Consider the following 23014-nt stretch of genomic DNA (forward strand, 5'->3'; position numbering starts at 1 on the left):
ACCTCAGCCCGATCGAGTTCGAACTACGCTCCGAACTGCCCCTCATCCCCGCCTGACCACCACACCACAAGTGGTAACCAGGGCGTGGGGCAGGTCAAGATGTCACCTATCCGTGCAGCAGACCCCTGTGTCACTATCCCCGGGGGTGCGCCGTGCACCGCCCATTGGGCCCCGTCAGAGGTGCGGAAGTTCCCTGCCGCCGACGCGCGCACGGCGCCGATAGCTGGCGATGAAGATGCGCCACACCAGAAGGGGCCACCCCACGACAGCAGGTAGCCAGATCCACCACGGGACTCCGGCCCGCTCATCGGTGATGAACGCGGCGAAGATGAGAGCGACGCAACCGAGTACCCCAACCTGGAGCCAGGTTCTTCCCTCCTGGAACCCTCGCCATGTCCGCGGTCGGTGCTTGAAGTGCAGTGCGTATGCGTTCGGGCCCAGCGCTTCCCACACAGCCCGGGCTGCCTCGATCACGACGGCGTCATCGTTGACACCGCACCTGGACAGGCTTGTCTGCCACCGTGTCCACGAGACCTCGGCGTCGCTCTCCTCCAGGACCAGCAAACGTTCGAGTGCGGACTGGTCGCCGCCGGCCCGCTCCCAGACCAACGCCCGGAGTGCCTGGTAACGCTCCGCAACCATCGCGTCCTGCAGTCCGTTGAGGCGCGCCTCCGTGTCCGTCGAGGCTGCCGGCCGAGCTACAGCAAGCGCTCCGCCGACGAGTGCGTCCGACTCGACCGGGATCTCCCAGGGGAAGCGGGGGGGCACTTCGCGCACGGGTTGAGGGTAGTCGCGTCCTGCCCTCGCCGGGTTGCCGGGACAGGTCCATCCGACTCCCGGTCCGCGGCCGGCAGCTCTTCCGTGCGTGCTCATGCGACGGCGGCCGCACCGCAGCCCGCGGGGCCGGCCGTGGCGGACCCGGCGCCTGCCCGCCGCGCCCTGAGCTTCGGCAAGGACGCGGAGGATGTCTGCGACGCAGGCGACTTGCAGCCAAGCCGTGGCAGAGGCGGTGGTGTTCTCGAAGGACTTCGCCAGGCTTCGGCTGCGGCCGATGCGGGCGTGAGCGACCTCCACCCGCCAGGCATGTCGAAGTGGACGGAACACCGGCTGCTTGTCCTCCCACCCGACCCGGCGGAGCTCCACCCCATGACGTCGCCCAAGCCTGTGGGCGGCCGCGGCTGTGACTCCGCGGTCCACCAGGGCGAGCTCGAGCCGTTCCAGGGCGCGTTGTTCGGCCAGGTGCTCGAGCACGAGGTCGCAAGCGTGGTTCTCGTGTGTCGAAGCCGGGACTACCAAGGCCGCGACGGGCAGGCCGGTGACATCCACAGCGACGACGCGTTTGGCCCCCTTGGTGCGTCCGTACGGCCCACCCCGGTCGTGGAAGGTCCGTCCCCCGTTGGACGCACCCCGGGCCAAGTGGGTGTCGATGACGACCATCGACGGCACCGCTTCGCGCCGTCGCGCGGCCGTCCGCGCCGTGGTGTGAAGGGCCGTCAGGGCACGGGCCCAGGTCCCGTTGGCCGACCATCGACGGAACTGGGACCACACGCGCGTCCAGGGGCCGAAGCACTCCGGCAAGTAGCGCCACTGGCACCCGGTGTGCGCGATGTACAGCATGCCGTCCACCACCGTGCGTAGGCTCCCGCTGTGCCTGCGACCGCGCTTGCCGGGTGCGCTGAACACGGGCCACAACAGCGCCCACTGCTCGTCGGTGAGGTCACTCGGGTATGCCATGCCGCCGACCGTGCCCGCCTGACGTCCCGACGCAGTCGCCGCGGATAGGGACACAGCCAGTAGGGTCCGCTGACACCGTGGCCTCCGCAGACTCCGTCTACGTGGGCGGACCCGCCACGACAACCGCGGATGCGGCAGATCCGGGCGAGCGTAGCCGCCCTCAGCGCGGCAGATCCGGATGGCCGCCGTGAGCAGTATCACTGGAACGGGTTGGTTAGGGATTTCGAGGCGAGTCGACTGGTTCGCGCTTCTTCCGCCTTCCGCCGCCGCGCATCTGGCGACGCGTGAAGGCGCCGAGAGCCCCCAGGGATGTAAGGCCGACAGCGGCCGCAGTCGCTCGCGCCAGGGTGCCGAAGGAGTGATCCAGGACGACAGCGACCGCAGCGGGCAGTACGACCGTGAACACGACGAACGCCACGGTGAACCAGGTCGAGTTGCGCCAGTCGCCGGAGGACCCCACGGACGCATCCAACCAGTACGGCATGCCGCGAGGTCGCCGTGTCAGGGGTAGATCCGGGCGAGCGTAGCCCTCCCTCAGTGCGGCAGATCCGGGCGAGCGTAGCCGCCCTCAGCGCGGCAGATCCGGATGCGGCTTCTGGGTCGCGCTGCGGGTCAAACGCTGCACCGTCATGATGAGCAGATGACCGGTGCGCCCATGAGCAAAGCTCAGATCGCTCGCGAGTTGCTGGGCTTCGAGCAGGGACTGCGGACGGCGCACGGCCACGTCCTGACCATCGAACGGGCCAAGCTCAGCGACGGTCGAATCAGTACCGTCACGGTCGCCCCGACCGACCCTGCAAGCACCGGACTCGCGTGGGTGGAGATGGTCGACGAGGTCATCATCGAGGTAGGCCGGTTCGGACGGTGGGAGCTCGACCACACGGAAGACGGTCTTGAGTTCCTTAAGGCGATCGTGCGCGCCGTTATCGCCGGCGATGTCGTTGAGCAGGCCGCAGGGCGAGGAGGCAAGACGACGGTTCGGCTCGAGGACGGCTCTACAGCGCACAGCGAGCGGTACTAGCGACGACATCCCAACTGAACGGCTCGGGTAGCGGTAGATCGAGGCGAGCGTAGCCGCCCTCGGTGCGGCAGATGCGGACGACTAGCTTCTGCTGCGATCATGCCGGGATGGGCCCGAAGGATGACGACGAAGCTGAGTCCAGGCGTCTCCTCACGAACTGGATGCTGATCATGTCATCGACCTTCGCGGTCGCTTGGCTCGTGCTGGCGGTCTTCAGCGATCGGCTGTTTATCCGCATCGCGGCTGTGCTCTTCAGCGCCCTAGCGCTCGTGGCGGTGTTCTTGTGGCGTAGGACGAAGGGCTACGGCGCTTAGCGACCACGTGCGACCGGTGGACGCCCTGGCCGACCGCTGCTCGGACGGCGGCATGAGCGGATGTCGTCCGCTGGGGCAGCGCGATCCCGCCGACTTGACGGCTGGTGCTGGAGAGAATCTCCTGCCAGGTTCGAGTCGTGCCCCGCTGGAGAGTCGCCTTGATGGTGATCGCTGTTGTCATCGGTGTTGCGGCCGCCGCGATCGGCAACTGGTGGACGTTCACTGCGGCCATGCTGATCGCTGTGAGCCAGGTGCTCGCTGAACGAGATCGGCGGCGAACCTCAAGAATGGATGTCACGCCGGATGAAGGCCGATCACCGGAGGAGGACGGGTGAGGGGTGATGGACTGTCTCCGGACTGGGCGCCGAGTCCGAAGGACTACCAGCCGGCCGACTTCGACGAGCCCCGCGCGGACTACTACTGGGCGATCACGCGGGCCCGTACCCGAACCGACATCAAACGACTCGAGAACACCAAGGTCGACCAGGGCTTCGCGGATGTCGTCACCCGGCTAGCCAGCGGGGGAGAACAAGGCCGGGACGCGCTGCGAGCCGTAGTCGACTACACCGACGACCCCGAGGAGAAGGCGTCGGTTATCGAGGCCGCCCGGGCGTGGCTGTACCCCTACGACTGCCTCCCCAACGAGTTCCGCGGATGGCTGAGCACCCAGGCCCGCGCCTACCCCGCCGTCGCGCAGACGCTCCGCCTCATCGAGCGCGCCTCGTAGCTGCCGCACTACGTGCTCCAGGGCAGCTGGTCACTCAGAACCGTGAGCGAGGGTCGCATCCCCCGCGCCTGCATCACTCGCACCGCCTTGAGCCTCTTGAGGCCTAGCAGCGGGGTGTAGTCGAGGTCGTCGACTATCAGGGTGTGCAGCAGCAGATGCTCGAGTCGCCGTAGGCCCGGCAGCCACGTGATGGAGTCGATGTGCGCGATCCGCGGGCTCATCCAGTCACCGCCGAGGTCCAGCTGGACCAAGTTGTTCAGGTGGCCGAGCGGGGAGAGGTCATGGGCGTCGCGCAGGGACTCGATCTCAAGGTGCGTCAGTGTTGCGTCTAGGTCCGCCAGGGGTTCGACGGATCGCACGCTGGAGGCTCCGCCGAGCCGGAGGACCTCGAGTTGGTCCATCGCGGACAGGGCCGACAGGTCGGCGTAGTCGCCCCACTTCACGAAGAGGCGGAGCAGTTGCGTCTGCCCCGCCAACGCAGCGAAGAGGCGTTTCGGGGTGCGGGTCACGAAGTGCAGCTCGGTGATGGGCGAGGGCCCGGCGGAGAAGAACTCCACCCACTCGTCCACGATCTTGGTCGCTTGAGTCCGGGTGTGCCTCGCGTGAAGCTGTGTCGCGGCGACCGCGATCACCGGCTCGCCTTGGTACTCGCGGACCGACGTGACGGGCGGCAGGTGTGCACCGTCAGCGCAGTCCCAGATCGAAGCGAGGCGGGGCACGCTCGAAGGTTAGTCACGCCGTCCACGCTCGGACTCGATCAGGGCCGTCGGATGCGCTGTCGCCTCCCGATCTGCGGCAGACCGGGCGAGCGTCCTTGGAGCTACGGCAATCGCTCACGCCCTGAGCTGCTCCAACGTCGTGGCGACGTTCGTCCGGCCAGAAAGCAGGAAGAGCCCCCAGTCAACACCCGGGCCTGTCCTGAAGGAGATCGCGACTGCCGGCTGCTTGTAGTAGGCGATCGCGATGGCGCGGGCGCCCGAGTCCCAGGTGCGCCCCCGGGTGTGGAGCGTATGGACTCGGATCGGCGAGCCGAACCAGGCCGGCCACCCCACGTTGAGCACCTCGTCCACGATCGGCTGCGTGACACTGTCGATGAACTTCACATCCGACACTGCCGCCGCTGGTGCCACAGGCTGGGCGCTGAAGTGAGCGCAAGCGAGTCGCTCGGCTGGCGAGAGCTCGACTGCAATCAGGCCGGACTCGATCGTGAGCCGTGCCATGTTCCTCCTGACCAGTCCGGGGGACGCGCCGTGCCGTGGGCATGTTGCCCTTCCACTCTTCGGCGCCGTCACCGGACCTCTGAAGGGGCACGAAGCAGGCTGTGTCCGCTCGATCGGTGATCGGCCGACGCGGGCGGCAGGATCTCGCCACGCCTCACGGCAACCTGCGGCAGATCCGGGCGAGCGTAGCCCGCCCTCAGGGCGGCAGATCCGGGCGAGCGTAGCCGCCCTCAGCGCGGCAGGAGCGTGCGCCGCCTGCATGCTTCGCCGAGATCCTCGGGGTTCACTGCTCCGCTGCTGGTGGGCGCGCTCCAAGGCAAAGGGTGGATGTCATCCAGACGTGATCTGTCGGATCACGTGCTCAACGGCGGGCGCTAACTCGTCGACTGCGCCAGCCGTGCCCGTGACGAGGTTCGTCAACCTCGTGAAGCGGTCAAGCACCTCCCAGAGACGCTGAACGCTCTTGGACTGGCGGGCGCTCGTACTGGCTCGCTCCGCCAGGGCGACCGCGCCGATCACGCCGGCGACTGCATCTTGGATGGCTTGCCCACCGAGGACGTCCGCGAGGTCTAGGGCGGTGCGCAGGGCGGTTGCGTGTCGCACCAGCAACTCTCGGACCTCGGCTGGCAGCTCTGTCGCCTCGCGCAGCAGCTCGAGCACTTCGTCTGCGAGGCCGCGGGCTTCCGCTAGGGCATCGTCGTTGACCCGGAGGGCGGTGCCGTGCTGGGCGATGCGCTCGGCGCAGACCTCGAGGTACGCAAGATGGGTCTCCGAGTAGTGCGCGACCATCTGCTGGGCCTGCTGTTCCAGCAGATGCGCGCGTTGCATCGCAGCGTGCACCGGTGCCCGCCACCGGGTGTACAGCTCGAGGGTGACCCCCGGTGTTGCTTCGATCTGCTTGACTGCGAGGTCGGGTAGTTCCGCTACCGCGGCGATCGCTCGGAAGAGAGCGGCCCGATCATCGAGGTCGATGCCGAGAAGTTCAGACCATGCGGTACCGAGGACCTCACTGGGTTGAGTTTTGAGGACGCTGAGCACGTGGTGCAGGTGACCGGCCGCGTTGTCAAAGTCCACCCGGCGATCCTACTGACAAACCGTTCGTCGCCCGTGGCCGTTCACTCGGGGTCGTGGAGGATCAGCCGGTGCGTCTTCAGCAAATGACGCGCGAGGGCATCGACGTAGAACGGCGCACGGGAGGTGCCCACAGCGACCGAGACGGTGAGCCGTTTACGGGCGTGGCCGAGACTCGGCCACTTCACCGTGGACCCGCTCGCAGGAACAGGCGCTCCAGTGCCCGGCCATTGGGGACACGGATGGCGGCAGATTCAGGCGAGCGTAGCCGCCCTCAGTGCAGCATGACCGTGCGTGCCACGGCGACGGTTGGGAACTCCGTCCATGACCCGTCATGCGGCGAAGGCCGCCGTCGAATCACGGGTGGATGAGCCGGTAGGCCTCTCGGTCGGTCGCGAGGCGGTGTAGTGCTGAGCCTGGTGCGGGGGCGTCTTCGAGCATGGACAGGTCGCAGCGGGCGTTGAAGGCCAGCATCCAGCGGGCTGCGGTCGCGGCGGCGCGTCGGCCGTCGGTGTGCAGGGGACGGGCTTTGTCGTAGTCGTCGATGTAGTCGGCGACCTCGGTGGGGCTCGGCGCGGCGTCTGCCAGGTACCCCCCGGCGGAGAGTCCGACCAGTACGGCTTCCTGGTCGGCGATGAGTTCCCAGTCGAATGCCGCGACCACGCGGTCGTCCTCGAAGCGCAGGTTCCCTGCGTACCAGTCGGCGTGGGCGATCACGGTCGGGCTGACGCTGTGGAGGCGGATGAGCTCGGCGGTGGCTTCGCGGGCGTAGTCGTCGAGCCATTCCCAGCCGGCCGGTGTGCCAGTGAAGTCGAAGATCGGTTCGTGCGGTGTGGGCCAGGGGCCGCCGGTGTACTGGGTCCACGCTGGCCCGGGGCCGAGCCGCGGGGCGAGCGCTGCGGTTCCACCGGGGATGCCGGTGAGGATTTCGATGTGCTCCGCAAGGGAGGCGGCCATCGCCCGGCGAACGGGGGGCCGGTGTGCGTCGCCGGCAGTTCCCCGTGTGAGCAGCGACTGGACTGTGACGACGTGTCCGTCGATGAGCACCGGCCCGTCGATGGGGTCGGGGCATGGGTAGCCGTGTCGGCTGAGGTGACGCAGCCCGGCGTCGGTTGTCTCCAGGTGGGAGATTCCCACGGGAGGTCGATGGACCTTGAGGACGACCGCGCGGTCGTCATCGAGCCGCAGTCCGTACACGGCGTCGACGCGGCCCGCGCGGAACTCGATCCGGTCGATGCCGGTGCCGAGCCGACTGGTGACGACGGACGCTAGCCAGCCGTCGATGTGCCCGGCGGTGTCGACCCCGAAGATGGCCTGTTCCAATTCGCTGGCGCTGGTCATCGGACGAACAGCCTCCCGTCGGTCGGGCCAGTCACGCGGCGGCCACCCGATCGACCGCGGCGCGGGGTTGTGCCGCGGAGGTGAGCAGGCTCGCCGCGGCGACCACCACGAGCACCACGAGCATCGCGCCACGCAGTCCGACGTGCTCGCCAAGGAAGCCCAACAGCGGTGGCCCGACGAGAAACGCCAAGTACCCGGCCACTGCGACGGCCGCGACCGAGGTGGTCGGATCGTCGCTGTCCGCGGCGGCCGACAGGGTGACCGGGAACCCCAGGGCGGCACCGAGCCCCCACAGGGCCACGGCAAAGCCCGCGAGCACGGCGCTGTCAGAGAAGACGACGACCGCGATCCCGGCGGCCGAGACCAGTGCACTGGCCCGCAGCACCGCGGCATTGCCGAACCGCGCCAGCAGCGGCTCACCGGCGAAACGGCCCACCGTCATCGCCGCGGCGAACCCGGCGAACACCACCGACCCTGCGGTCGCCGAGACGCCGTGGCCGTCCACCATCAGCAGGGGGAGCCAGTCGGACGCCGATCCCTCCGCCAACGCCAGCGCGAGCACGATCGCCCCGAGGAACGCGATCCGGCGATGGCGCCACTGCGCGAGCTGCGCCCGCCACCCCGGCCCGTTCGTCGACCCCTGGGCAGCGCGGCCGGTGTCGGCGGACACCGACGGGATCGCCCACGCCATGGCCGCCGCACCCGCGGCGGCGACACCCGCCAGGTGCCAGACGACTGGGAACGAGATCGCGTTCAGACCGATACCCGCGACCGCCCCGAGGACGGTGCCCAGGCTGAAGCAGCCGTGCAGCATGGGCAGGACCGATCGGCCCGACGCGATCTCGATGGCCGCACCCTCGACGTTGATCGCGATCTCGCACAGCCCGATACCCAAGCCCACCAGGGCGAGTCCGGCGAAGGCGCCGGGCGCCCAGGACAGCTGCGCCGAGACACCGACCACACCGACGCCCGCGGCGAACGTGAACGCGCCGACGGCGATCGTCAGGCGCGCACCGTGCCGGCGCACCACCGAGGCGGACGACAGCACCCCGGTCATCGAGCCGACCGACAGGCCGAACAGGATCAACCCCATCTGCGCGGTGGACGCCTGCAGCAGGTCGCGTACGGCTGGGGTCCGCACCACCCACGACGCCGTGCCGATGCCCACCGCGAGCATCACCGTGAACAGCGCCGTGCGGCGGCGTGCGGTCGCGCGGCTGAACGGTGGGCGGACCGCGGCGGATACGGGAGCGACAGACGTCATGTGGACGATCGTACACATCGGTTGTACGGTGGTCGGCATGACGGACTACTTCGCGGGTGACCCCAGGACCAACCACGAGCGGATGCTCGCCGGTGACCTCTACATGGCCGCCGACGATCCTCAGATCGCGGCCGCCCAGCAGCGTGGGATCACGCTGGCCGCGCAGTTCTTGGCGGCATTCGCCACCGACGTGGACGGCGCGCAGGCGATCGCGCGCGAGCTGTTCGGCAGCCTGGACCCCACCGCCCACATCCGCCCGCCGGTTCACGTCGACTACGGCACCTACATCACCGTCGGGCCCGGCACCTTCATCAACTACGGGCTGATGGCGCTGGACGTCGCACCGATCACGATCGGGGCCGACTGCGCGATCGGCCCGAACGTGCAGCTGCTGACCCCCACCCATCCGCTGGACCCCCAGATGCGGCGGGACAAGCTCGAGGCCGCCAAGCCGATCGTCATCGGCGACAACGTCTGGATCGGCGGAGGCGCCATCGTGCTACCCGGTGTCACCATCGGCGATCACGCGGTCATCGGCGCCGGTGCCGTCGTGACACGAGATGTCCCCGCCCGGTCCGTGGCAGTCGGCAACCCCGCCCGCGTCGTCAAGACGCTCTGAGAGAAGATCCGCCCATGGGCACCCGCCGTCACGACCCCGACCGGCGCAGTCGGATCATCGACGCCGCCCTGGACGTGATCGCCGAGGTCGGCGTGGCCGGCGCCTCCCACCGGGCGATCGCCGACCGCGCCGACGTTCCGCTGGGGTCGATGACCTACCACTTCAACGGCATGGACGATCTCCTGCGTGAGGCGTTCATGCGCTTCGCCGCGACGGGGATCGCGCGGTTCGAGACCGCTCTGCGAGCGGCGACCGGTCGCGACCAGGCCCGCGCCGCGGTCGTAGACCTGATCCACGGCGACACCAGCACAGCGAACCGCGACCTAATCCTCACCTTCGAGCTCTACACCCTCGCCGCCCGCAAGCCGGCCTTCCGCGACATCACCCGCAACTGGATGGCCGCCAGCAGGCACGAGCTCGAACGGCACTTCACCCCCGACGAAGCACGCCGCGTCGATGCCCTCATCGAAGGACTGTCGATCCACCGCGCCCTAGACCTCGAGCCCCCCGACCGACACTTCACCGAAGACACTATGTCTCTGACCCTCACCGACTGACCTGCACATGGATGCGCGACCCTCGACGACAGGGGATCGCCGAGAAACCGCCGTGCCAGTGGCTCGGGAAACGATCAACTGGACCGGGACCGTCTGCGCCGTTCAACCGACCGTCCCGCCGACGAGGGCAACACGCCATCCGCACATCGGCATGAGCGCGGACACGGCGGGCGGTCGTGTTGCTTGGCGGGCCGCCGAGCCCGCGGTTGGTGCATGACTCATTGAGAGCCGACCGGGGGCGGCCTGAGGGTGCTCAGGCGACGTAGTCCGGGTCGAGGTTTTCGAGCGTGGTCCTGAGGTGAGCCTCGAGCCGGTGCGCTCGGTCGGTGTCACCGCGTACGCGAGCCGCTCGGATTGCGTCGTCGTAGAGGAGCTCGGAGCAGGGTTCCGCGAGCAGGCCACTGGTCGCCGCCGACAGGGCCCCGCCCGTGTCGTTAGTAGTGAGAAGTTCGGTAGCGAGGATGTGGGCGGCGTCGACCACGGCGCTGGCGATCTCTTGTATGTCGTGGTCTGCCCAGGTGTAGTCATCGCCGGACAGCCCAGCGAGGGGCCGGTCGCGGACTAGTTCCAGCGCTCCCTGGAGGTGCACGATCCGCTGTTCCTCGGAGCGGTAGGCCGCCCGAGCTAGGTGTTGAAAGTCCTCCCAGTCGCTGGTGACGTCCGGGCCGAGGCGGTAGTGCCCGTCGGGGTCGACGGGTGGGAGGTTGTGGGCGCCGACGCGTTGGCGGGTGCGGTACAGCAGGCTGTTGCGGGTCTGGTTGTCGACGCGGCGCCCTCGCCAGAGGACTTCATCCAGCTCGGGTCCGGTGGCTTTGCCGCGCAGGGCGAGGTAGACGAGCAGCTCGGTGGAGCGTCTTCCCAGGGGTCTGGGGCTCGGGGGGAGCCCGGCGATCTCGATCGGTCCGAGGAGGTTGATCCGCAAGGCAAATGTCTCGGGCGTCCCCGCCTGGTTCCGGTGGTCGACGTGTGCCGGTGGCGGGAGGGCGTGCAGCGCGGCAGTTGGCTCGTCGGTGCCGGTCGGGACAGGCTGCCCAGTCCCGGCATCGGCATCCGGTGTCGCCGCGGTGCTCAGGAGATCGACCAGGTCGGCGAGGTGCGACTCGGTCAAGCGTTGGGGGACGAACGCGAGGTCGGCCGGTTCGAGGCGGGCGCTGGCGTGGCTGGGTACGTCGATGGTCCAGGGAGCGCTTTCGAGTGAGCCGGTGGTCAGCAGGATGGAGCCGGACCACGGTGCTGGTGGTGCCCAGTCATCGGCGGGGTGGTCGTGGACGTAGATGACGGGGAGCCAGGTGTCGTCGCCGGTGCGGTCGGACCGGGCTTGGAGGGTGTCGTCGGCTCCGACCCCCTCGAGCACGCTGGCGATGGCCGGACGTCGCGCATCGTGCTGGGTAGGGAGGGTCGCCACATCGGCGCACTGTAGCCGGGTGGGATCGATCGCCGCGGCGAGGTTCGCGTAGCTGGGCCCGGTGATCAGGCCGATGCGTCCGGTGAGGTCGCTGGTTGCCAGTTCGGTGACGATGGCGCGGAGCGTGTCGTGGGCGGCGGTGGGGTCGCCGGTGATGGTCAGTGTGCCGGCGGCTTCGAGGTTGACGATGACGGTCGCGTCGTCGGTGTGGCCGATGGTGACCAGTGCCGGGTAGGGCTCGGGGCAGGCGGGGTCGCGCTCGGCCGGCTCATCCTGCACGAGTGCGGTCGTCGGAGCAGCCCAGGTGGTGGGGCTGGTCGCCTCGAACGGGGGGATCGGGTGGTGGTCGGCGTCGGCGAGGTGGAGCTCGAGGGTGTGCTGGCTCAGGAGCAGGGTGGTGATGCGGGGGAGGTCTCGTTCGGCGGTGTAGCTGCGGCTCGCAAGGTTCTGCAGTGCCTGCTTGAGCTGGGGGATCGTTAGTGGGGTGCTGGCTTGGCGGAGGGTTCGTTCGGCGTGGTCGGCGGGGGACGCGGGGGCGGGTAGGGCGATGCGCTGGCCGGTGCGGCGTCGTCGGTGTTGCAGGTGTCGGCGGCGGGTGAGTTCGCCGATGAGGCCGACCGCCGCCAAGCCGGTGAGCCCGAGGAACAGCCGCGCGACTGCCGCCGTGTCCTCACGGTCGACGTCGTCGCCCGCGACCGCTGCTTGAGCCGTGTCGAACGGCTCGATGCTGGCGTAGGGCACGTCGGCTCCGCGGTCGATGTCTGGCCGCACGGAGGTCGCCGGCGAGCCCGCCCCGACCGGGGTGTCGGCCACCTCAGCTGACGGCGGGGGAGCGCCTACCGCGGCTGGCGCGGTCACCCGGACGGGCGGTGGTGCGTGTGGGCTGGTCGCGGTTGGGATGGTCAGTCGCCAGCCGGGGCGAATGAGATCTGGATCGGTCAGCGTCGAGCCGTCCGGCTGCGTGATCCCGGTGTTGGCCTCGAGGATCTCGGGGTAGCGGCTGCCGTCGCCCAGGTGCGTGGCGGCGATGACCCACAGGGTCTCGCCCGGGCGGACCTCGTGCGTCGTGGCGGGCCGCGAGGCGGGTGGACCCGGCGTGGCCGTGGGCAGTGCGGTGGCGTCGGGTGGCATGAGGAGTTGCCAGCCGGGGTAGATCCAGTGGGCGTCGGTCAGGGTGTTCCCGTCGGGTTGAGCTCGGCCGAGGTTCAGGTCGCGGATCTCGGTGTAGCGGTGCCCAGTGCCGAGGTGGCGTTCGGCCAGTGACCACAGCGTGTCCCCGCGGGTGACCGTGACGACCGGCTGCGTGGTTGCAGCCGGGCCGGCTGGACCACCCGTCATCGGGATCGCGTGACCCGCCATTCCGCCGGCGGTCGCTGTCGCCGTGGTGGGCTTGGCTGTCATCGGGTCCGGGCTACCCGTCATAGCGGCAGGGGCACCCATCACTGCACTGGGCCGGGCGACGCCGGTTTCCGGTGCGGGGGCGGCGATGATGGGTTGGGCGGTCGCGGCGATGACGGGTCCGGCGGTGCTCAGAAGCAGTCCTGCGGTGGAGACCAGGTGGGCGGCGCTGCGTTGGGCCCACCGCAGCATCGGCAGGCTCGGCGCGGGGATGCGCCGGGCGGTCGCGATGAGCTCCAGGACGACGCTGGTGGTGAAAGTCGCCCACGCCGCCCAGGCGATGACGGTGATGACGACCAACAGGAGGCTCCCGTCATCGGCTCGCGTCAGCGCACCGGGCAACGAGTCCCAGGTCGCCGAGATCCGCGGCCGCCGCAGTGGGGCGACGACGCCGAGGATGACGGGGACGCCGACGGTGAACGCGACCACGGCCAGCAGGGCGCCGGCGCCTCGGGCGATGTCGCCGGTGGTGCGGGCGGGTGGGCGCGGTGGGGCGTAGGTGGGGTTCATGGCCCGGCTCCGGTGACATGGACGAGGGCCGCTTCGCCGTGCCCGGTGACCGTCAGTGACGTGACGCCGATCAGGGCGAGGAACGTGGTCGGTGAGGTCGTGGTCACGGTCACCTGGATGGTGCTCCCGTCGGGGCCGATGGCCGCGGTGCCGGTGTGTCCGGTGGTCGTCAGGTAGGTGGTGGCGGCCTGGACGGCGGCGGCGCGGTCGACGGTGACGTGCTGGTGGCCGACGACGGTCGGCACGGCGACGGCTTGGCCGCCGGTGCGGGCGGCTTCGGCGGCGACCGTGTCCGCACGCTGCCCGGTGCGTAGCTTCACCCCGCCGTCCACGACCAGGCCGACCAGGACGAGCAGTCCGACGACGGCGATGCAGACGAACACGCTGACCGACCCCCGGTCCTCCTGCGGAGCGGGGTAGCGGGGCGGGCGGGTGGTCATCGGGCCCGGTACCGGTCCAGCGGTGAGGTGGCCGTCGCGGTAAGCGTCCTGGTCCCTGGTAGTCCGGGGATGGCCAGGTCGGCGATGGACACGGTGCAGGTGACGGTTGCGGTGACGTGCGACCCGCTGCCCAGGGGCCTGGCGAAGCCGGCGGTGTCCACCGTGACGGTGGACGTCGCGCAGCGCAGGTCCTGCCCGTCCAGGTCGATCGTTGCTGCTGTCGTCGCGGCGGTGCGGGCGGCGCCGGCGGTGCGGGTCAGGGATGCCTCGCGGGCCGCGACCGCTGCGGCGTGCTCGACGGCCCCGGCGGCCACCTGCACCCGCCCGGCGAACACCACCAAGGCGAGCAAGAGGAGCAGCGCTGGGGTCAGGATCGCGACTTCGAGCGTCGCGCTGCCCGCGTCACCAGCGTGTGCGCGGACCGGGCGCCGGTGGGGTGTGGTGGGTGTCATGGGTCACCGGCCGTGGTGAGGCGCTCGACGGGCCCGTCGGCGGACTGCGTCACCGCCATCCCCGGCACACCCGGCAGCAGCGACAGGGCCTGTCCGGTGACCTGGACGCTGACCCGGTTCGGGCTCGGGGCGGTGACGGTGACGGTGGGGTCGGTCAGGGTGTCGGCGCCGTGGGCGTCGATGAACGCGCGGGCGCGTGTCGCCCCGGCGGTGGGGTCCGCGGTGTAGGTGCGGGCAGCGGTGACGCCCTCTTGGGCTGCGGCGAGGGCGACCGATCGGGCGTGGAACCACAGCCCGGACTGCAGGACCCCGGTGACCACCAGGAGCAGGACCGGGAACAGGATCGTCAGCTCCACGCTGACCGACCCACGGTCACCGCCCCACCCCGGCCGTGCGCGCCTGCACCGGGCACGCCGGGTCGCGTCCTTGCGGGGCGGTGAGGCCGTGGTCATGGTCGTCGGTTGTCAGGTGATCTGGTCGACGCGCCGCTGGACGGCACCGGTCACGGCGACCACCAGCAGGGTGGCGACGGCCATCAGCCCGAGGATGATGATGACGAGCTCAAGGGTGGAGGCTCCGACGTCGTGGTCGCCGAGCCTGTCCCGCACGGTGCGGCGCAGAGCGGTGACGTAGCCGGACAGGATTAGCAGTGCGGGGTAGATGGGCATGGTGTCCTCCGAGGGGTGTGGTGGGTCAGCTGAGCAGGATGCGGGCGAAGGCGGGGTAGGCGACCAGCGCCATGAACGCGACCCCGAGCAGGGCGACGGGGACGACCATGTGCTCGGAGGCGGCGTTGGCCTTGGCGGTGCTGGCGGTCAGCAACTGGGTGCGCAGTGAAGCGGCGCGGGCGCGCAGGGTGGCGTAGACGGCGGCACCGTCGTGGCCGGACAGACGCATGATGTCGGCCAGGTCGCCGAGCTCGGCCACACCGGTGGCGTCGGCGAGGTCGCTCAACCCGTCCCACGGCGGTCTGCCGTTGACCTCTGCGCGCAGGAGCGCGGCGCGGATGCGGGCGAACTCGCGGGTGGTGCCGACCGTGGCGGCGCGGTCCAACGCTTCGGTCGTGCCGGCGTCGGCGGCCCGCTCCAGGGCGACCAGCTCCAGGTAGACGCACGTGGCTCGGCGCAGATCGCCGCGGGCGGTGGTGGCGCGGCGGCGCAGGTCCACATCTGGGACCACGAACAACGCGCCTGCCAGCACCATCGCGGCGGCGGCCGGCACGGCGAATGGCACAGAGACGCCCAGCGCCCCGGCCGCGGCCGCCAGCACCGTGGGGAACGCCAAGCCCAGGAGGGTGTAGCCGACCTTGCGGGCAGCCAGCTCCTCGGGGATCTGGTCGAGCATGTGCAGGTCCGCGGCGTAGCGGCGCAGCCCGAGGGTCTCCACCAGGTGGGGCACGACCCGTCGGCGGGCACCGGCGAGGAGCCGCGGACCGCCGACCGTCTCCTGCGGCCGTGTGGTGCGCGGGTCCAGGCGGGCCAGGGCGGCGTGCAGGTCCGGTGCGGCGGGCACGAGGCCGGCGGCGACGACGGTCAGCCCGGTGCCGACCAGCGCACCGGCGAGCAGGACCGGCCACAGCGTCATGGGTGGCTCACCGCCTCACCGGTCAGGAACCGCGGTTCGGGCGGGGACAGGGTCAGCGCGCGCATCCACACCAGGCAGCCGATGAACCCCGCAGCGATCGCGGCCAGGACGACCTGGCCCAGTGGGGTGGTGTAGGGGTCGAGGTAGGCGCCGTTCAGCGCCCCGACCGCGACCACGGCGAGGGTGATGAGGGTGACGGCGCGGGCGGTCGCGCGGGGCTTGGCACGTTCGGCCTCGACCTTGCGGCGCACCGCGACGTCCTCGGCGACGGAGTCCGCGACCGCGGTAAGCACGCGCGCCACACCGGGCCCGCGCCGGCGGGAGGCCAGGACGAGGGCGGTGACCACGAGGTCGGCGGCGGCGTCGTCGACGTCGTCGGCGAAGGCGCGCAGCGCCTGCTCGGTGGGCCACCGAGCCGACAGCCGCGCCCCCAGAGCCTGCACCTCGCTGGCCAGTGCTGGCGGGCAGGTGCGGACGCTGGTGGTCAGGGCCTGCTCCAGGCCGACGCCGGCGATCAGGATGTCGGACAGGCGTCGGGTCCACTCCTCGATCGCCTCGACCCGGCCGATCCGCCGCGCCGCGACCGCCCCGGTGCCCAGCAGGACCGGCAGGCCGATGACGGTCGTAGTGACCAGCGCGCCGGCAACCGGCCACCCGGAGACCCCCCACACCAGCAGCCCGGCCGCGCCGGCGACGACCCAGCGCCACCGATCCCACCCAACCCGAGTGACCCTTCGGCGGGACGGCCGCCGGACCGGGCGCGGGCGTGCCGAGGCGGTCGACCGGCGCGCACCAGCCCACACCATGAGCAGCCCAGTGGTTGCGGTCGCGCCGGCCAGCGCCGCCAGGACGGAGGTCATCACGACCTCCCGTCCACGGGGACGTGCCACGTGCCGTTGCGGTGGTCCAGGAACACCGGGTCGAACCCGGCTCGGATCAGGTCGTCCAGGCAGGTAGGCCGGTGCAGCGGCACCGCCCGCCCGTCCGCACCGGGACCGAACACGGTCGTCGTCGCGGGGCGGAAGCCCTCACCCAGGCCGCTGATCTCCACGACGTCGGAGACGAACCGGTGCTTGGCGCCGCCGGTAGCGGAGTGGTCCAGGAAGGTCAGGTGGACAACGAGGTCGACGGAGCCCGCCAGCAAGCGGTAGGCGAAGGCCTCGGTCATCGAGACCCCGGCGGACAGGCACAGGGTGACGATCCGGTCAATGGCGTGCTGGGCGGTGCGGGCGTGCAGCGTGCACAGCGACCCGTCGCCGGTGGACATCGCCTCCAGCATCGGCAGAACCTCTGGGCCGCGGACCTCCCCGACGATGATCCGCCGCAGGTTCATCCGCAGGGCGTCGGTGACCAGATCGGTCAGCGTGATCTCCCCGGCACGGCGGCCATGGGCGTCCTTCTCCGCTGATCCTTCGCGGGCTTCCATGGCGACCACGCGGGGGTGGCGGTGGGGCAGGTCGTGCAAGTGCAGCTCGTACTCCTTCTCGATGGTCGCGAACCGCTCCACCGGGGCGAACTCGTTCGCCAGCGCGCGGACGAGGGTCGTCTTGCCGGCGTTCTGCAGCCCAGTCACCACCACGTTCTTGCCCGCGCCGATCGCCGCGCGCAGGAACCCCGCCAGCACCGTGTCCACCGTGCCCAAGCCCACGAGGTGGTCCAGGTCGACGTCGCGGACCCGGTGGCGTCGGATCACCACGTGCGGGCGTGGCGTCGTCCAGGCCATCGCCGCCAGGCGTGAGCCGTCCTCCAGGCGTAGGTGCAGGCACGGGTGCGCGGAGGAGAACGTGCGCTCCGCTGACCCGCTGCGGGCGGCGAGGAGCTGGATCATCTCGATCAGCTCCGCGTCGGAGTCCGCGACGGCCGGGCCGCGACGGTCGTGGCCGTCGGCGTAGGAGACCCACACCTGGTCGTACCCGTCGACCTCGATGTTCTCCACCGCCGGGTCATCCACCAGCGGCTGCAGGCGCCCCAACCCGAACAGGTCGGCCATCACCGCCGCGGCGATCCCCATCTCCGCAACCGCCGACCATGCGTCCGCCCCGTCATGAACCCGTGCCCGGGCACGATCCGACAGCTCGTCGGCGACCAATGACCGGGCCAGCTCCCGGCGCGCGGCCACGTCCGCGACCCCCTCGACCTGCAGCCGCGCGGCCAGGCGCTCGGCAACCACACGCCGGACCTGACGCACCACCACCGAATCCGGAACCGCCGGGCCCGGCACAACCCCCTCGTCGGCGCCCATGACCGGGGCCGGAATCGACGTGGGCCCGACCGTGGCAGGTGAGGGTGCCGCTGCCCCGGCAGCTATGCCCCAGCCGGGCGCTTCACCGAAGCCCGAATCGAGGTGGGCGTGGCCGTTGACGACGCCGTTGCGGGCCGTACCGTTCCGGCCCGACGGCGGCGGACCCCAGGGGTAGCGCTCGAGGTCGGTCATGTCACACCCGCGTCTTCACCGGGGCGATCAGCGCCCGGAGGTGCCGGGCGAGCGTGGTCGCCGAACGCAGCAGCGGTGACCGGTCGAAGCGCCACCCGCTCGTGGCAGCGTCAGCAAGCGCCCGCGCCGCCCATGGGTCGTGGGCCAGCACGGGCACCGAGTCGAGGCCGAGCTCGCGACCGATCTCACCCGCGCCGTAGGGACCACCACCCGCCACCACGAGAGCGGTCGTGGTCGCGGCAGGGCCGCGGACCTCGCGTAGAGCGTGCAGCGCGTGCATGCCAGTGGCGACCGAGCTCAGGGTCGGACTCAAGACCAGCGCAACTACGTCCGCCCGCTCGAGCAGCACTGTGGGTTCGTAGCGGTGACCCAGTCGCCCGGCGTCCACGACCACGTCCACGCCTGCGGTATCCAGGTCCGTCGCAGCGTCGGCGATGGCCCGCCAGATCGGGGCAAGCGTGCGGGCCTGCGCCGAGGATCCGACCCCGGTCAGGACGAGGCGGCGCGCGTCCGCGTCCTGAGTCAGGCAGTGCTCGAGCAGCGTGTCGGCAGTCACGGGGAGGCGGCTGGCGGCGAGCGCGAGCACGCCACCATCGCTGGCCACACCGGCCTGTGCCCATCCCGGCACGACACCCGACCCAGCCGGGTCGGCGTCGACTACCAGCACCCGACGCCCGGGCTCTGCGGTGGGCCACACCCAACCCAGGGCGAGGGCCGCGGTCGTCACCCCGGGCGCCCCGCCCGCCGAGCACAACGCCACGACGCTCACGGCGCCACCTCCGAGGGCCGCACGACCAGAGCAAACCGGCCCGTGGCTGCCCGTGCGGCCAACGCCGGCCCGTCGTCGGCGGCCGCGACCACGTCGACCACGACCATCCCATTGAGGTCCGCCGCGCCGACGGCCGCCACGGTCACCTCGAACATGGCCGGGTCGACCGACGGTGGCTCGGCCTGCTCCGGCGGGGTGTCGACCACGAGCACGTGGTCACCCGCTACCAGGCCACGTGCCGGCACCCGTGCCGGCGGCAGCGGCAGCGGTACCACCACCTCCCCTTCGCGCGGAGGACCGGCCGCGGTGACGTGGTTCGGGGCCAGCACCGACCCTGCTACGAGACCGACCGCAGCGACCTGACCCATCACCGTCCCGACGGCGTCCGCGGGGATGGAGGCGACCGTCGGGTCCAACGACACCTGCGCGACCCGTAGATCATCGGCGGTTACTGTCGCGCCGTAGGGCACGTCGCGCGCGAGGACGACGACGCCAGTCCGCTGACCGGCGGACGCCACCAGCCACACCGCCACCAGCGCCCCAACCATCGCCAACGCGACCCCGGCAACGACCAGACCCGGGCGGCGCCGACCCCTCGGCGGGACCACCACCGGCGCCCGCAGGGCCGGCTTGGCCCGGCCGTTGCCAGTGACCGTGGTGCTGGTCGTTGTCGTCATGGTTCCCCCCGATGACGCCGCCGTGCCCGGCTAGTTCGTGACGAGCACCTGCAGCTCGCCGATGCGCACCGTCGTCGACGACGAGCGCGTGACCGTCAACGACCCCGACGCCCCACCACCAGACCAGGCGACGTCCCAGGTGGACGTCGCGGTGATCGTGTAGGCGCCGTTCGGCTGCTCGAACGACGGCTGGTCGTAGATGTGGTCGCAGGTCGGGGACTCGATTCCGCCCTCGTACCAAGGCGTGCCCGCGGTCGGGCACAGCACCGAGTTCCCGTCGCCCATGTCCCACACGATCTGAGTCACCCGCGCGGTCGCCGTGACGACCAGCCCCGGCACGGACGCGGTCGCGGAGTTCGGGCCCCACGTCGTCGGGGTGACCTCCGTCCACAACCACACCGGCACACCCACCAGCCCCACCCTCTCCGGCGGCACCGTGATCCCGATCGCCGGACCCGCCAGAGCCATCTGGTCCACCGCCCGGGACGCCAGCTGCGCCGGCGTCACCGAGATCCCGCCGTACCCAGGCGGGGGAGTAGGGAGCCAGGCCCAGCCGCCGTTCGTCCCCGGAACCCGATCCACGCAGATCACTCGGTAGACGGCACCCTCGGGGTATCTGCCTTGCCACGCGGCATCTGTGCTCGGTGGTTGCGGGTCGAGCATCGAGTAGTAGCAGGCGTCGGCAGCGTTGAACCACCCGAAGTCGTCCAGGTGGCATGGGACTACCTCGCTCGTGCGGTCGATCACGCAGACGCGGTCACCGCCTGTGCCGTCGCCGCCAGCATCACGTGGCGGCGGCGACGGAGTAGTCCCTGGGCCGTCGGCTTCGACCCAGCAGACGTCAGAGCCTGGTGGGCACGTCACCGAACCACCCGTTGTCGCGCCGCTCTGTGCCGGTGCGACGGCGACGACTGCAGCGAGGACTATGGCGGTCAGCACTGGGTGCCCCGGTCCACTTCGTACGTGCGGATTACCCAGCGGCCCTCGCTGAGGAAGGCGGTGGAGGTACTCAGCACTCGGCGCGCCTGGTCAGGGGCGGCAGCCGACTCCCCAGTCGCTTGAAACATCGGTTGCCAGTCGCTGACGTCGACGCAGTCCACGATCGTCGCCGTCCCCGGGTCTGCTAGATCGATCGCTGACACGGTCGGTCGAAGAACTGGCTCGCCAACGATTGCCACGCCGTCTGACTGCAATGCGAAGGCGTTCGCCTTGACGTCGGTGTACGCGACGTCGATCGCGTACTGGCTGAGCTCCGGCGGCTCGGGGTCCGCCGGTCGGGCGAACGTTGCGACCTTGGCCCGCCAGTAGCCGTTGTAGGCGTCGAGCACGGCCTGTTCTGCTGCCGCGACTTCGGCGTCGACGGTCGGGCTCGGCGTGGGGGTCGGCTCGGGCGTGACAACGGACGGGCTACTGGGAGTGGCCTCCGTCGCCGGCGGCTCTGTGGTGCATGAGCCGAGGGCGGTCGCGAGCGCGGCGACGGTTGCGATGACTGCCAGCCGCTCGACGGCCGATCGACGCCTCATGCCCGGTCACCGCCCCCACGGCTCACGCGCGATGCGCTGCTGCCCGGTCCCCCTCGACCGGAGCTTCCATTGGACACCCTCCGCGCACGATCGAACAGGCCCAGATCGAGCCGAGCCGTGCACTGATGCGACGTCGCGCGAGTCCTCATAGGACTAGGTAGGGCGCGCCAGTACGCAACATGGGGCGCTGCGCGTAGATCTGTGGGAAACCCACGGGGCTCGATGGGCTGTGGACGGCAGTCCGGCCGTCGGCGCGGCGACGGTCATGTGCGGCGCCGCGTGGCACGTAGCGCCTCGCGCAGCGCCGGGTCCCGTAGGGCGGGCTCGCCGATCGTGGCGAGGAGTGGCATCAGACCCGGTGCGCTGCTGGTGCCTCGAAGCGCGAGGGCCAGCCGGCGGGCCTGCCACGGGGGGACGTCGAGATCGCACGCGAGCAGGCGCCAGCCGACGATCGTGCACCGCGGATCCGGGGTCGTGGGCATCCACAGCACCGCGTCGACGATGCGAGCCGCGGTTCCCGATTCCCACCCGACATCTACGAGCGCGGTGCACGCGTGATGCAGCACCTCCTGCCAGAGCACGCCAACGGCGGGGTCGGCGGTCGCGGACGCCGGTTCACGTCCCTCCGCCAGCACGGCGTCCAGGGAGGTAGCCGGGTGGGCGCCACCTTGCCGGGCGGCTGCGGCGAGGCTTCGACCGCGCCGCTCGTTCGTGCCGTACTGGGCGGCGACGATTTCGCCGAGGACGCTGCGCCGGGCGACCTGCCACAGGACTCCCCATGGCGATTGAGCCTCGCGCAGCGAGGGCTTGGTCATCGCCTCCCACACCGCCTCCCACGCGGTGGCTTCCGCCTGCGACGCCGCCGCGCCTCGAAGGCCCGCCCGGATCGCGAGCGGACGCACGAGCTCGGCGCGTAGGTAGTGCAGAAGTGCGGTCCCCGTCGGGCCCTCCCATCCCTCGGCGTCGACCCGTCGCAGCGCACTGATCAGCCCGGCGCGGTCACGCACGACGCTCGGGGGTGTGGTCTTGAACCCACGATGGGTCGTTCTCGTCGTGTGCATGTCGTCCATGACTGCCTCCCGGTCTCGGCGGACACGGGCGACGGTGTTCGGGAGGTGTAGCCGCAGCGATGACGCGGAACGGTGGTGCAGGTCAGCAGCGTGATGACGGGTGCAGGTGTGGGAGACCGACGACGGGCGTCGACCGTGACGCCCTCGATGACGGGTGACTGAGTCGGCTCCCCGTCATCGGCGCGTCTATCCACGGCGAGGAACCTCGGCGCCACGTCACTCGCTCGTTGGAGGAGCCATGACCACGCATCCGGTGCAGGGCGCACGCCCGTCGACGTTCGTCACGGTCTCGGACGTCGCGCGGGACCTTCAGGTCACCGAGCGGTTCGTGCGTCAGCTGATCGCGACCGGGCGACTCCGGGCGGTCAAGGTGGGCTCGCGCGTGGTCCGCATCCGCCGCAGCGACGTAGAAGCGATCCTGCGCCCCTTCGGTGGCGTCGGCTGAGCCGTTGCGGTGGCGGGCACCATCAGGAGCTCGGCTGACGACCCACCCGCCGACGTGCGGCCCGCGCGATGATCTGGGTATGAGACGACTCCGACCGGTGTGCACCGGCCGCACGACGCGGCTTGCCGACGCCTTCCGCGCTTCGCCGCGATGTGCGGCACCGCACGCCAGGTCGCCCCGGGGGAGCAGCGCGGTGGGTCGTGGACGCTGAACGCATGCACATGTGGCGAGTGCAGTGGAGGTCGTTCAGTGAGCACGGCGCGACCACCTCGTACCGGTGCGAGCTCTGCCTCGAGGTGCGCGTCGTCGCACAGGGCGAGCCGCACCCCGAAGAGGGCTAGCCCGGCACGCCCAACGCATGTCTCCAGGCCGCCCTCGAGCGACGCCAGCTGCCGGGCAACGGCGCCGCGTTGGCCCTCGAGGCCCTCGAAGATCGTTC

At 70.8% G+C, this 23014-nt stretch carries 26 protein-coding genes and 1 pseudogene; 7 read left to right on the forward strand and 20 right to left on the reverse strand.

What is annotated here, in order from left to right:
• Positions 1 to 174 precede the first annotated feature (174 nt).
• On the reverse strand, positions 175 to 777 hold the full coding sequence (locus IEV86_RS17765) for a hypothetical protein (RefSeq protein WP_229734413.1): 603 nt from the start codon (positions 775 to 777) through the stop codon (positions 175 to 177).
• Positions 778 to 978: 201 nt separating this feature from the next.
• Positions 979 to 2202: pseudogene (locus IEV86_RS18220) on the reverse strand (IS5 family transposase); the annotation flags it as partial.
• A gap of 172 nt (positions 2203 to 2374) precedes the next feature.
• Here IEV86_RS18220 and IEV86_RS00010 point away from each other — a divergent pair.
• From IEV86_RS00010 to IEV86_RS00025, 4 genes are all read left to right on the forward strand, one after another.
• Positions 2375 to 2755 carry a hypothetical protein gene (locus IEV86_RS00010; protein ID WP_043603772.1) on the forward strand — a complete coding sequence of 127 codons (381 nt, stop codon included), beginning with the start codon at positions 2375 to 2377 and terminating at the stop codon, positions 2753 to 2755.
• Positions 2756 to 2862: 107 nt separating this feature from the next.
• Positions 2863 to 3069: a hypothetical protein gene (locus IEV86_RS00015; RefSeq protein WP_152605564.1), complete on the forward strand. Its 207-nt coding sequence runs from the start codon at positions 2863 to 2865 to the stop codon at positions 3067 to 3069.
• A 161-nt stretch (positions 3070 to 3230) separates the two neighbouring features.
• On the forward strand, positions 3231 to 3404 hold the full coding sequence (locus IEV86_RS00020; protein ID WP_161784020.1) for a hypothetical protein: 174 nt from the start codon (positions 3231 to 3233) through the stop codon (positions 3402 to 3404).
• Positions 3401 to 3796, forward strand: a complete 396-nt coding sequence (locus IEV86_RS00025; RefSeq protein ID WP_043603764.1) for a hypothetical protein — start codon at positions 3401 to 3403, stop codon at positions 3794 to 3796. Before IEV86_RS00020 ends, IEV86_RS00025 begins: the two co-directional genes overlap by 4 nt.
• 8 nt (positions 3797 to 3804) lie before the next feature.
• Here IEV86_RS00025 and IEV86_RS00030 read toward each other — a convergent pair whose 3' ends face one another.
• The 5 genes from IEV86_RS00030 to IEV86_RS00050 all read right to left on the reverse strand — a co-directional run bounded on the left by IEV86_RS00030 (position 3805) and on the right by IEV86_RS00050 (position 8692).
• Positions 3805 to 4515: a hypothetical protein gene (locus tag IEV86_RS00030; protein WP_043603761.1), complete on the reverse strand. Its 711-nt coding sequence runs from the start codon at positions 4513 to 4515 to the stop codon at positions 3805 to 3807.
• 114 nt (positions 4516 to 4629) lie between these two features.
• Entirely contained in the window at positions 4630 to 5016 is a 387-nt protein-coding gene (locus IEV86_RS00035; protein WP_043603758.1) for a hypothetical protein, read from the reverse strand.
• Positions 5017 to 5346: 330 nt separating this feature from the next.
• Positions 5347 to 6090 carry a hypothetical protein gene (locus IEV86_RS00040; RefSeq protein ID WP_043603755.1) on the reverse strand — a complete coding sequence of 248 codons (744 nt, stop codon included), beginning with the start codon at positions 6088 to 6090 and terminating at the stop codon, positions 5347 to 5349.
• A 354-nt stretch (positions 6091 to 6444) separates the two neighbouring features.
• On the reverse strand, positions 6445 to 7428 hold the full coding sequence (locus IEV86_RS00045) for a phosphotransferase (protein WP_052425950.1): 984 nt from the start codon (positions 7426 to 7428) through the stop codon (positions 6445 to 6447).
• A 31-nt stretch (positions 7429 to 7459) separates the two neighbouring features.
• Entirely contained in the window at positions 7460 to 8692 is a 1233-nt protein-coding gene (locus tag IEV86_RS00050) for an MFS transporter (RefSeq protein ID WP_043603752.1), read from the reverse strand.
• Between the two features lie 37 nt (positions 8693 to 8729).
• Here IEV86_RS00050 and IEV86_RS00055 point away from each other — a divergent pair, with 37 nt between their 5' ends.
• Together IEV86_RS00055 and IEV86_RS00060 are read left to right on the forward strand one after the other, a co-directional pair.
• Positions 8730 to 9311, forward strand: coding sequence for a sugar O-acetyltransferase (locus tag IEV86_RS00055; protein ID WP_043603833.1), 582 nt, complete (start codon positions 8730 to 8732; stop codon positions 9309 to 9311).
• A 14-nt stretch (positions 9312 to 9325) separates the two neighbouring features.
• Positions 9326 to 9868: a TetR/AcrR family transcriptional regulator gene (locus IEV86_RS00060; RefSeq protein WP_043603749.1), complete on the forward strand. Its 543-nt coding sequence runs from the start codon at positions 9326 to 9328 to the stop codon at positions 9866 to 9868.
• Positions 9869 to 10121: 253 nt separating this feature from the next.
• Here IEV86_RS00060 and IEV86_RS00065 read toward each other — a convergent pair whose 3' ends face one another.
• From IEV86_RS00065 to IEV86_RS00125, 13 genes are all read right to left on the reverse strand, one after another.
• The gene (locus IEV86_RS00065; RefSeq protein ID WP_043603747.1) at positions 10122 to 13181 is read right to left on the reverse strand and encodes a LysM peptidoglycan-binding domain-containing protein; all 3060 of its coding nucleotides are present in this window, start codon (positions 13179 to 13181) and stop codon (positions 10122 to 10124) included.
• Positions 13178 to 13621, reverse strand: a complete 444-nt coding sequence (locus tag IEV86_RS00070) for a pilus assembly protein TadG-related protein (RefSeq protein WP_052425949.1) — start codon at positions 13619 to 13621, stop codon at positions 13178 to 13180. Before IEV86_RS00070 ends, IEV86_RS00065 begins: the two co-directional genes overlap by 4 nt.
• Positions 13618 to 14073, reverse strand: coding sequence for a TadE/TadG family type IV pilus assembly protein (locus IEV86_RS00075; protein WP_043603744.1), 456 nt, complete (start codon positions 14071 to 14073; stop codon positions 13618 to 13620). Before IEV86_RS00075 ends, IEV86_RS00070 begins: the two co-directional genes overlap by 4 nt.
• Positions 14070 to 14429 (reverse strand): TadE/TadG family type IV pilus assembly protein, encoded by a 360-nt coding sequence (locus IEV86_RS00080; protein ID WP_043603741.1) that lies wholly within the window; start codon positions 14427 to 14429, stop codon positions 14070 to 14072. The genes IEV86_RS00075 and IEV86_RS00080 overlap by 4 nt, the downstream gene beginning before the upstream one ends.
• Before the next feature lie 108 nt (positions 14430 to 14537).
• Positions 14538 to 14741 (reverse strand): hypothetical protein, encoded by a 204-nt coding sequence (locus IEV86_RS00085; RefSeq protein ID WP_043603738.1) that lies wholly within the window; start codon positions 14739 to 14741, stop codon positions 14538 to 14540.
• A 25-nt stretch (positions 14742 to 14766) separates the two neighbouring features.
• Complete coding sequence (locus IEV86_RS00090; protein WP_043603735.1) at positions 14767 to 15657, reverse strand: type II secretion system F family protein; 891 nt, start codon at positions 15655 to 15657, stop codon at positions 14767 to 14769.
• Entirely contained in the window at positions 15654 to 16328 is a 675-nt protein-coding gene (locus IEV86_RS00095) for a type II secretion system F family protein (protein WP_229734414.1), read from the reverse strand. Before IEV86_RS00095 ends, IEV86_RS00090 begins: the two co-directional genes overlap by 4 nt.
• 188 nt (positions 16329 to 16516) lie before the next feature.
• A complete protein-coding gene (locus IEV86_RS00100; RefSeq protein WP_202595139.1) occupies positions 16517 to 18091 on the reverse strand; it encodes a TadA family conjugal transfer-associated ATPase in 1575 nt (524 codons plus the stop codon).
• Between the two features lies 1 nt (position 18092).
• Positions 18093 to 18860, reverse strand: coding sequence for a CpaE/TadZ family protein (locus IEV86_RS00105; protein ID WP_052425948.1), 768 nt, complete (start codon positions 18858 to 18860; stop codon positions 18093 to 18095).
• A complete protein-coding gene (locus IEV86_RS00110) occupies positions 18857 to 19408 on the reverse strand; it encodes an SAF domain-containing protein (protein WP_043603825.1) in 552 nt (183 codons plus the stop codon). The genes IEV86_RS00105 and IEV86_RS00110 overlap by 4 nt, the downstream gene beginning before the upstream one ends.
• 159 nt (positions 19409 to 19567) lie before the next feature.
• Positions 19568 to 20005, reverse strand: a complete 438-nt coding sequence (locus tag IEV86_RS00115; protein ID WP_081978532.1) for a hypothetical protein — start codon at positions 20003 to 20005, stop codon at positions 19568 to 19570.
• Between the two features lie 464 nt (positions 20006 to 20469).
• Positions 20470 to 21060 (reverse strand): hypothetical protein, encoded by a 591-nt coding sequence (locus IEV86_RS00120; protein ID WP_052425945.1) that lies wholly within the window; start codon positions 21058 to 21060, stop codon positions 20470 to 20472.
• A 263-nt stretch (positions 21061 to 21323) separates the two neighbouring features.
• A complete protein-coding gene (locus IEV86_RS00125) occupies positions 21324 to 22130 on the reverse strand; it encodes a hypothetical protein (protein WP_043603725.1) in 807 nt (268 codons plus the stop codon).
• A 238-nt stretch (positions 22131 to 22368) separates the two neighbouring features.
• On the opposite strand from IEV86_RS00125, the gene IEV86_RS00130 reads away from it, so the two are divergent.
• Positions 22369 to 22575, forward strand: a complete 207-nt coding sequence (locus tag IEV86_RS00130) for a helix-turn-helix domain-containing protein (RefSeq protein WP_052425944.1) — start codon at positions 22369 to 22371, stop codon at positions 22573 to 22575.
• Positions 22576 to 23014 lie beyond the last annotated feature (439 nt).

Origin of the sequence: Cellulomonas carbonis (genome assembly GCF_014636275.1) — a bacterium.
Lineage (GTDB): Bacteria > Actinomycetota > Actinomycetes > Actinomycetales > Cellulomonadaceae > Actinotalea > Actinotalea carbonis.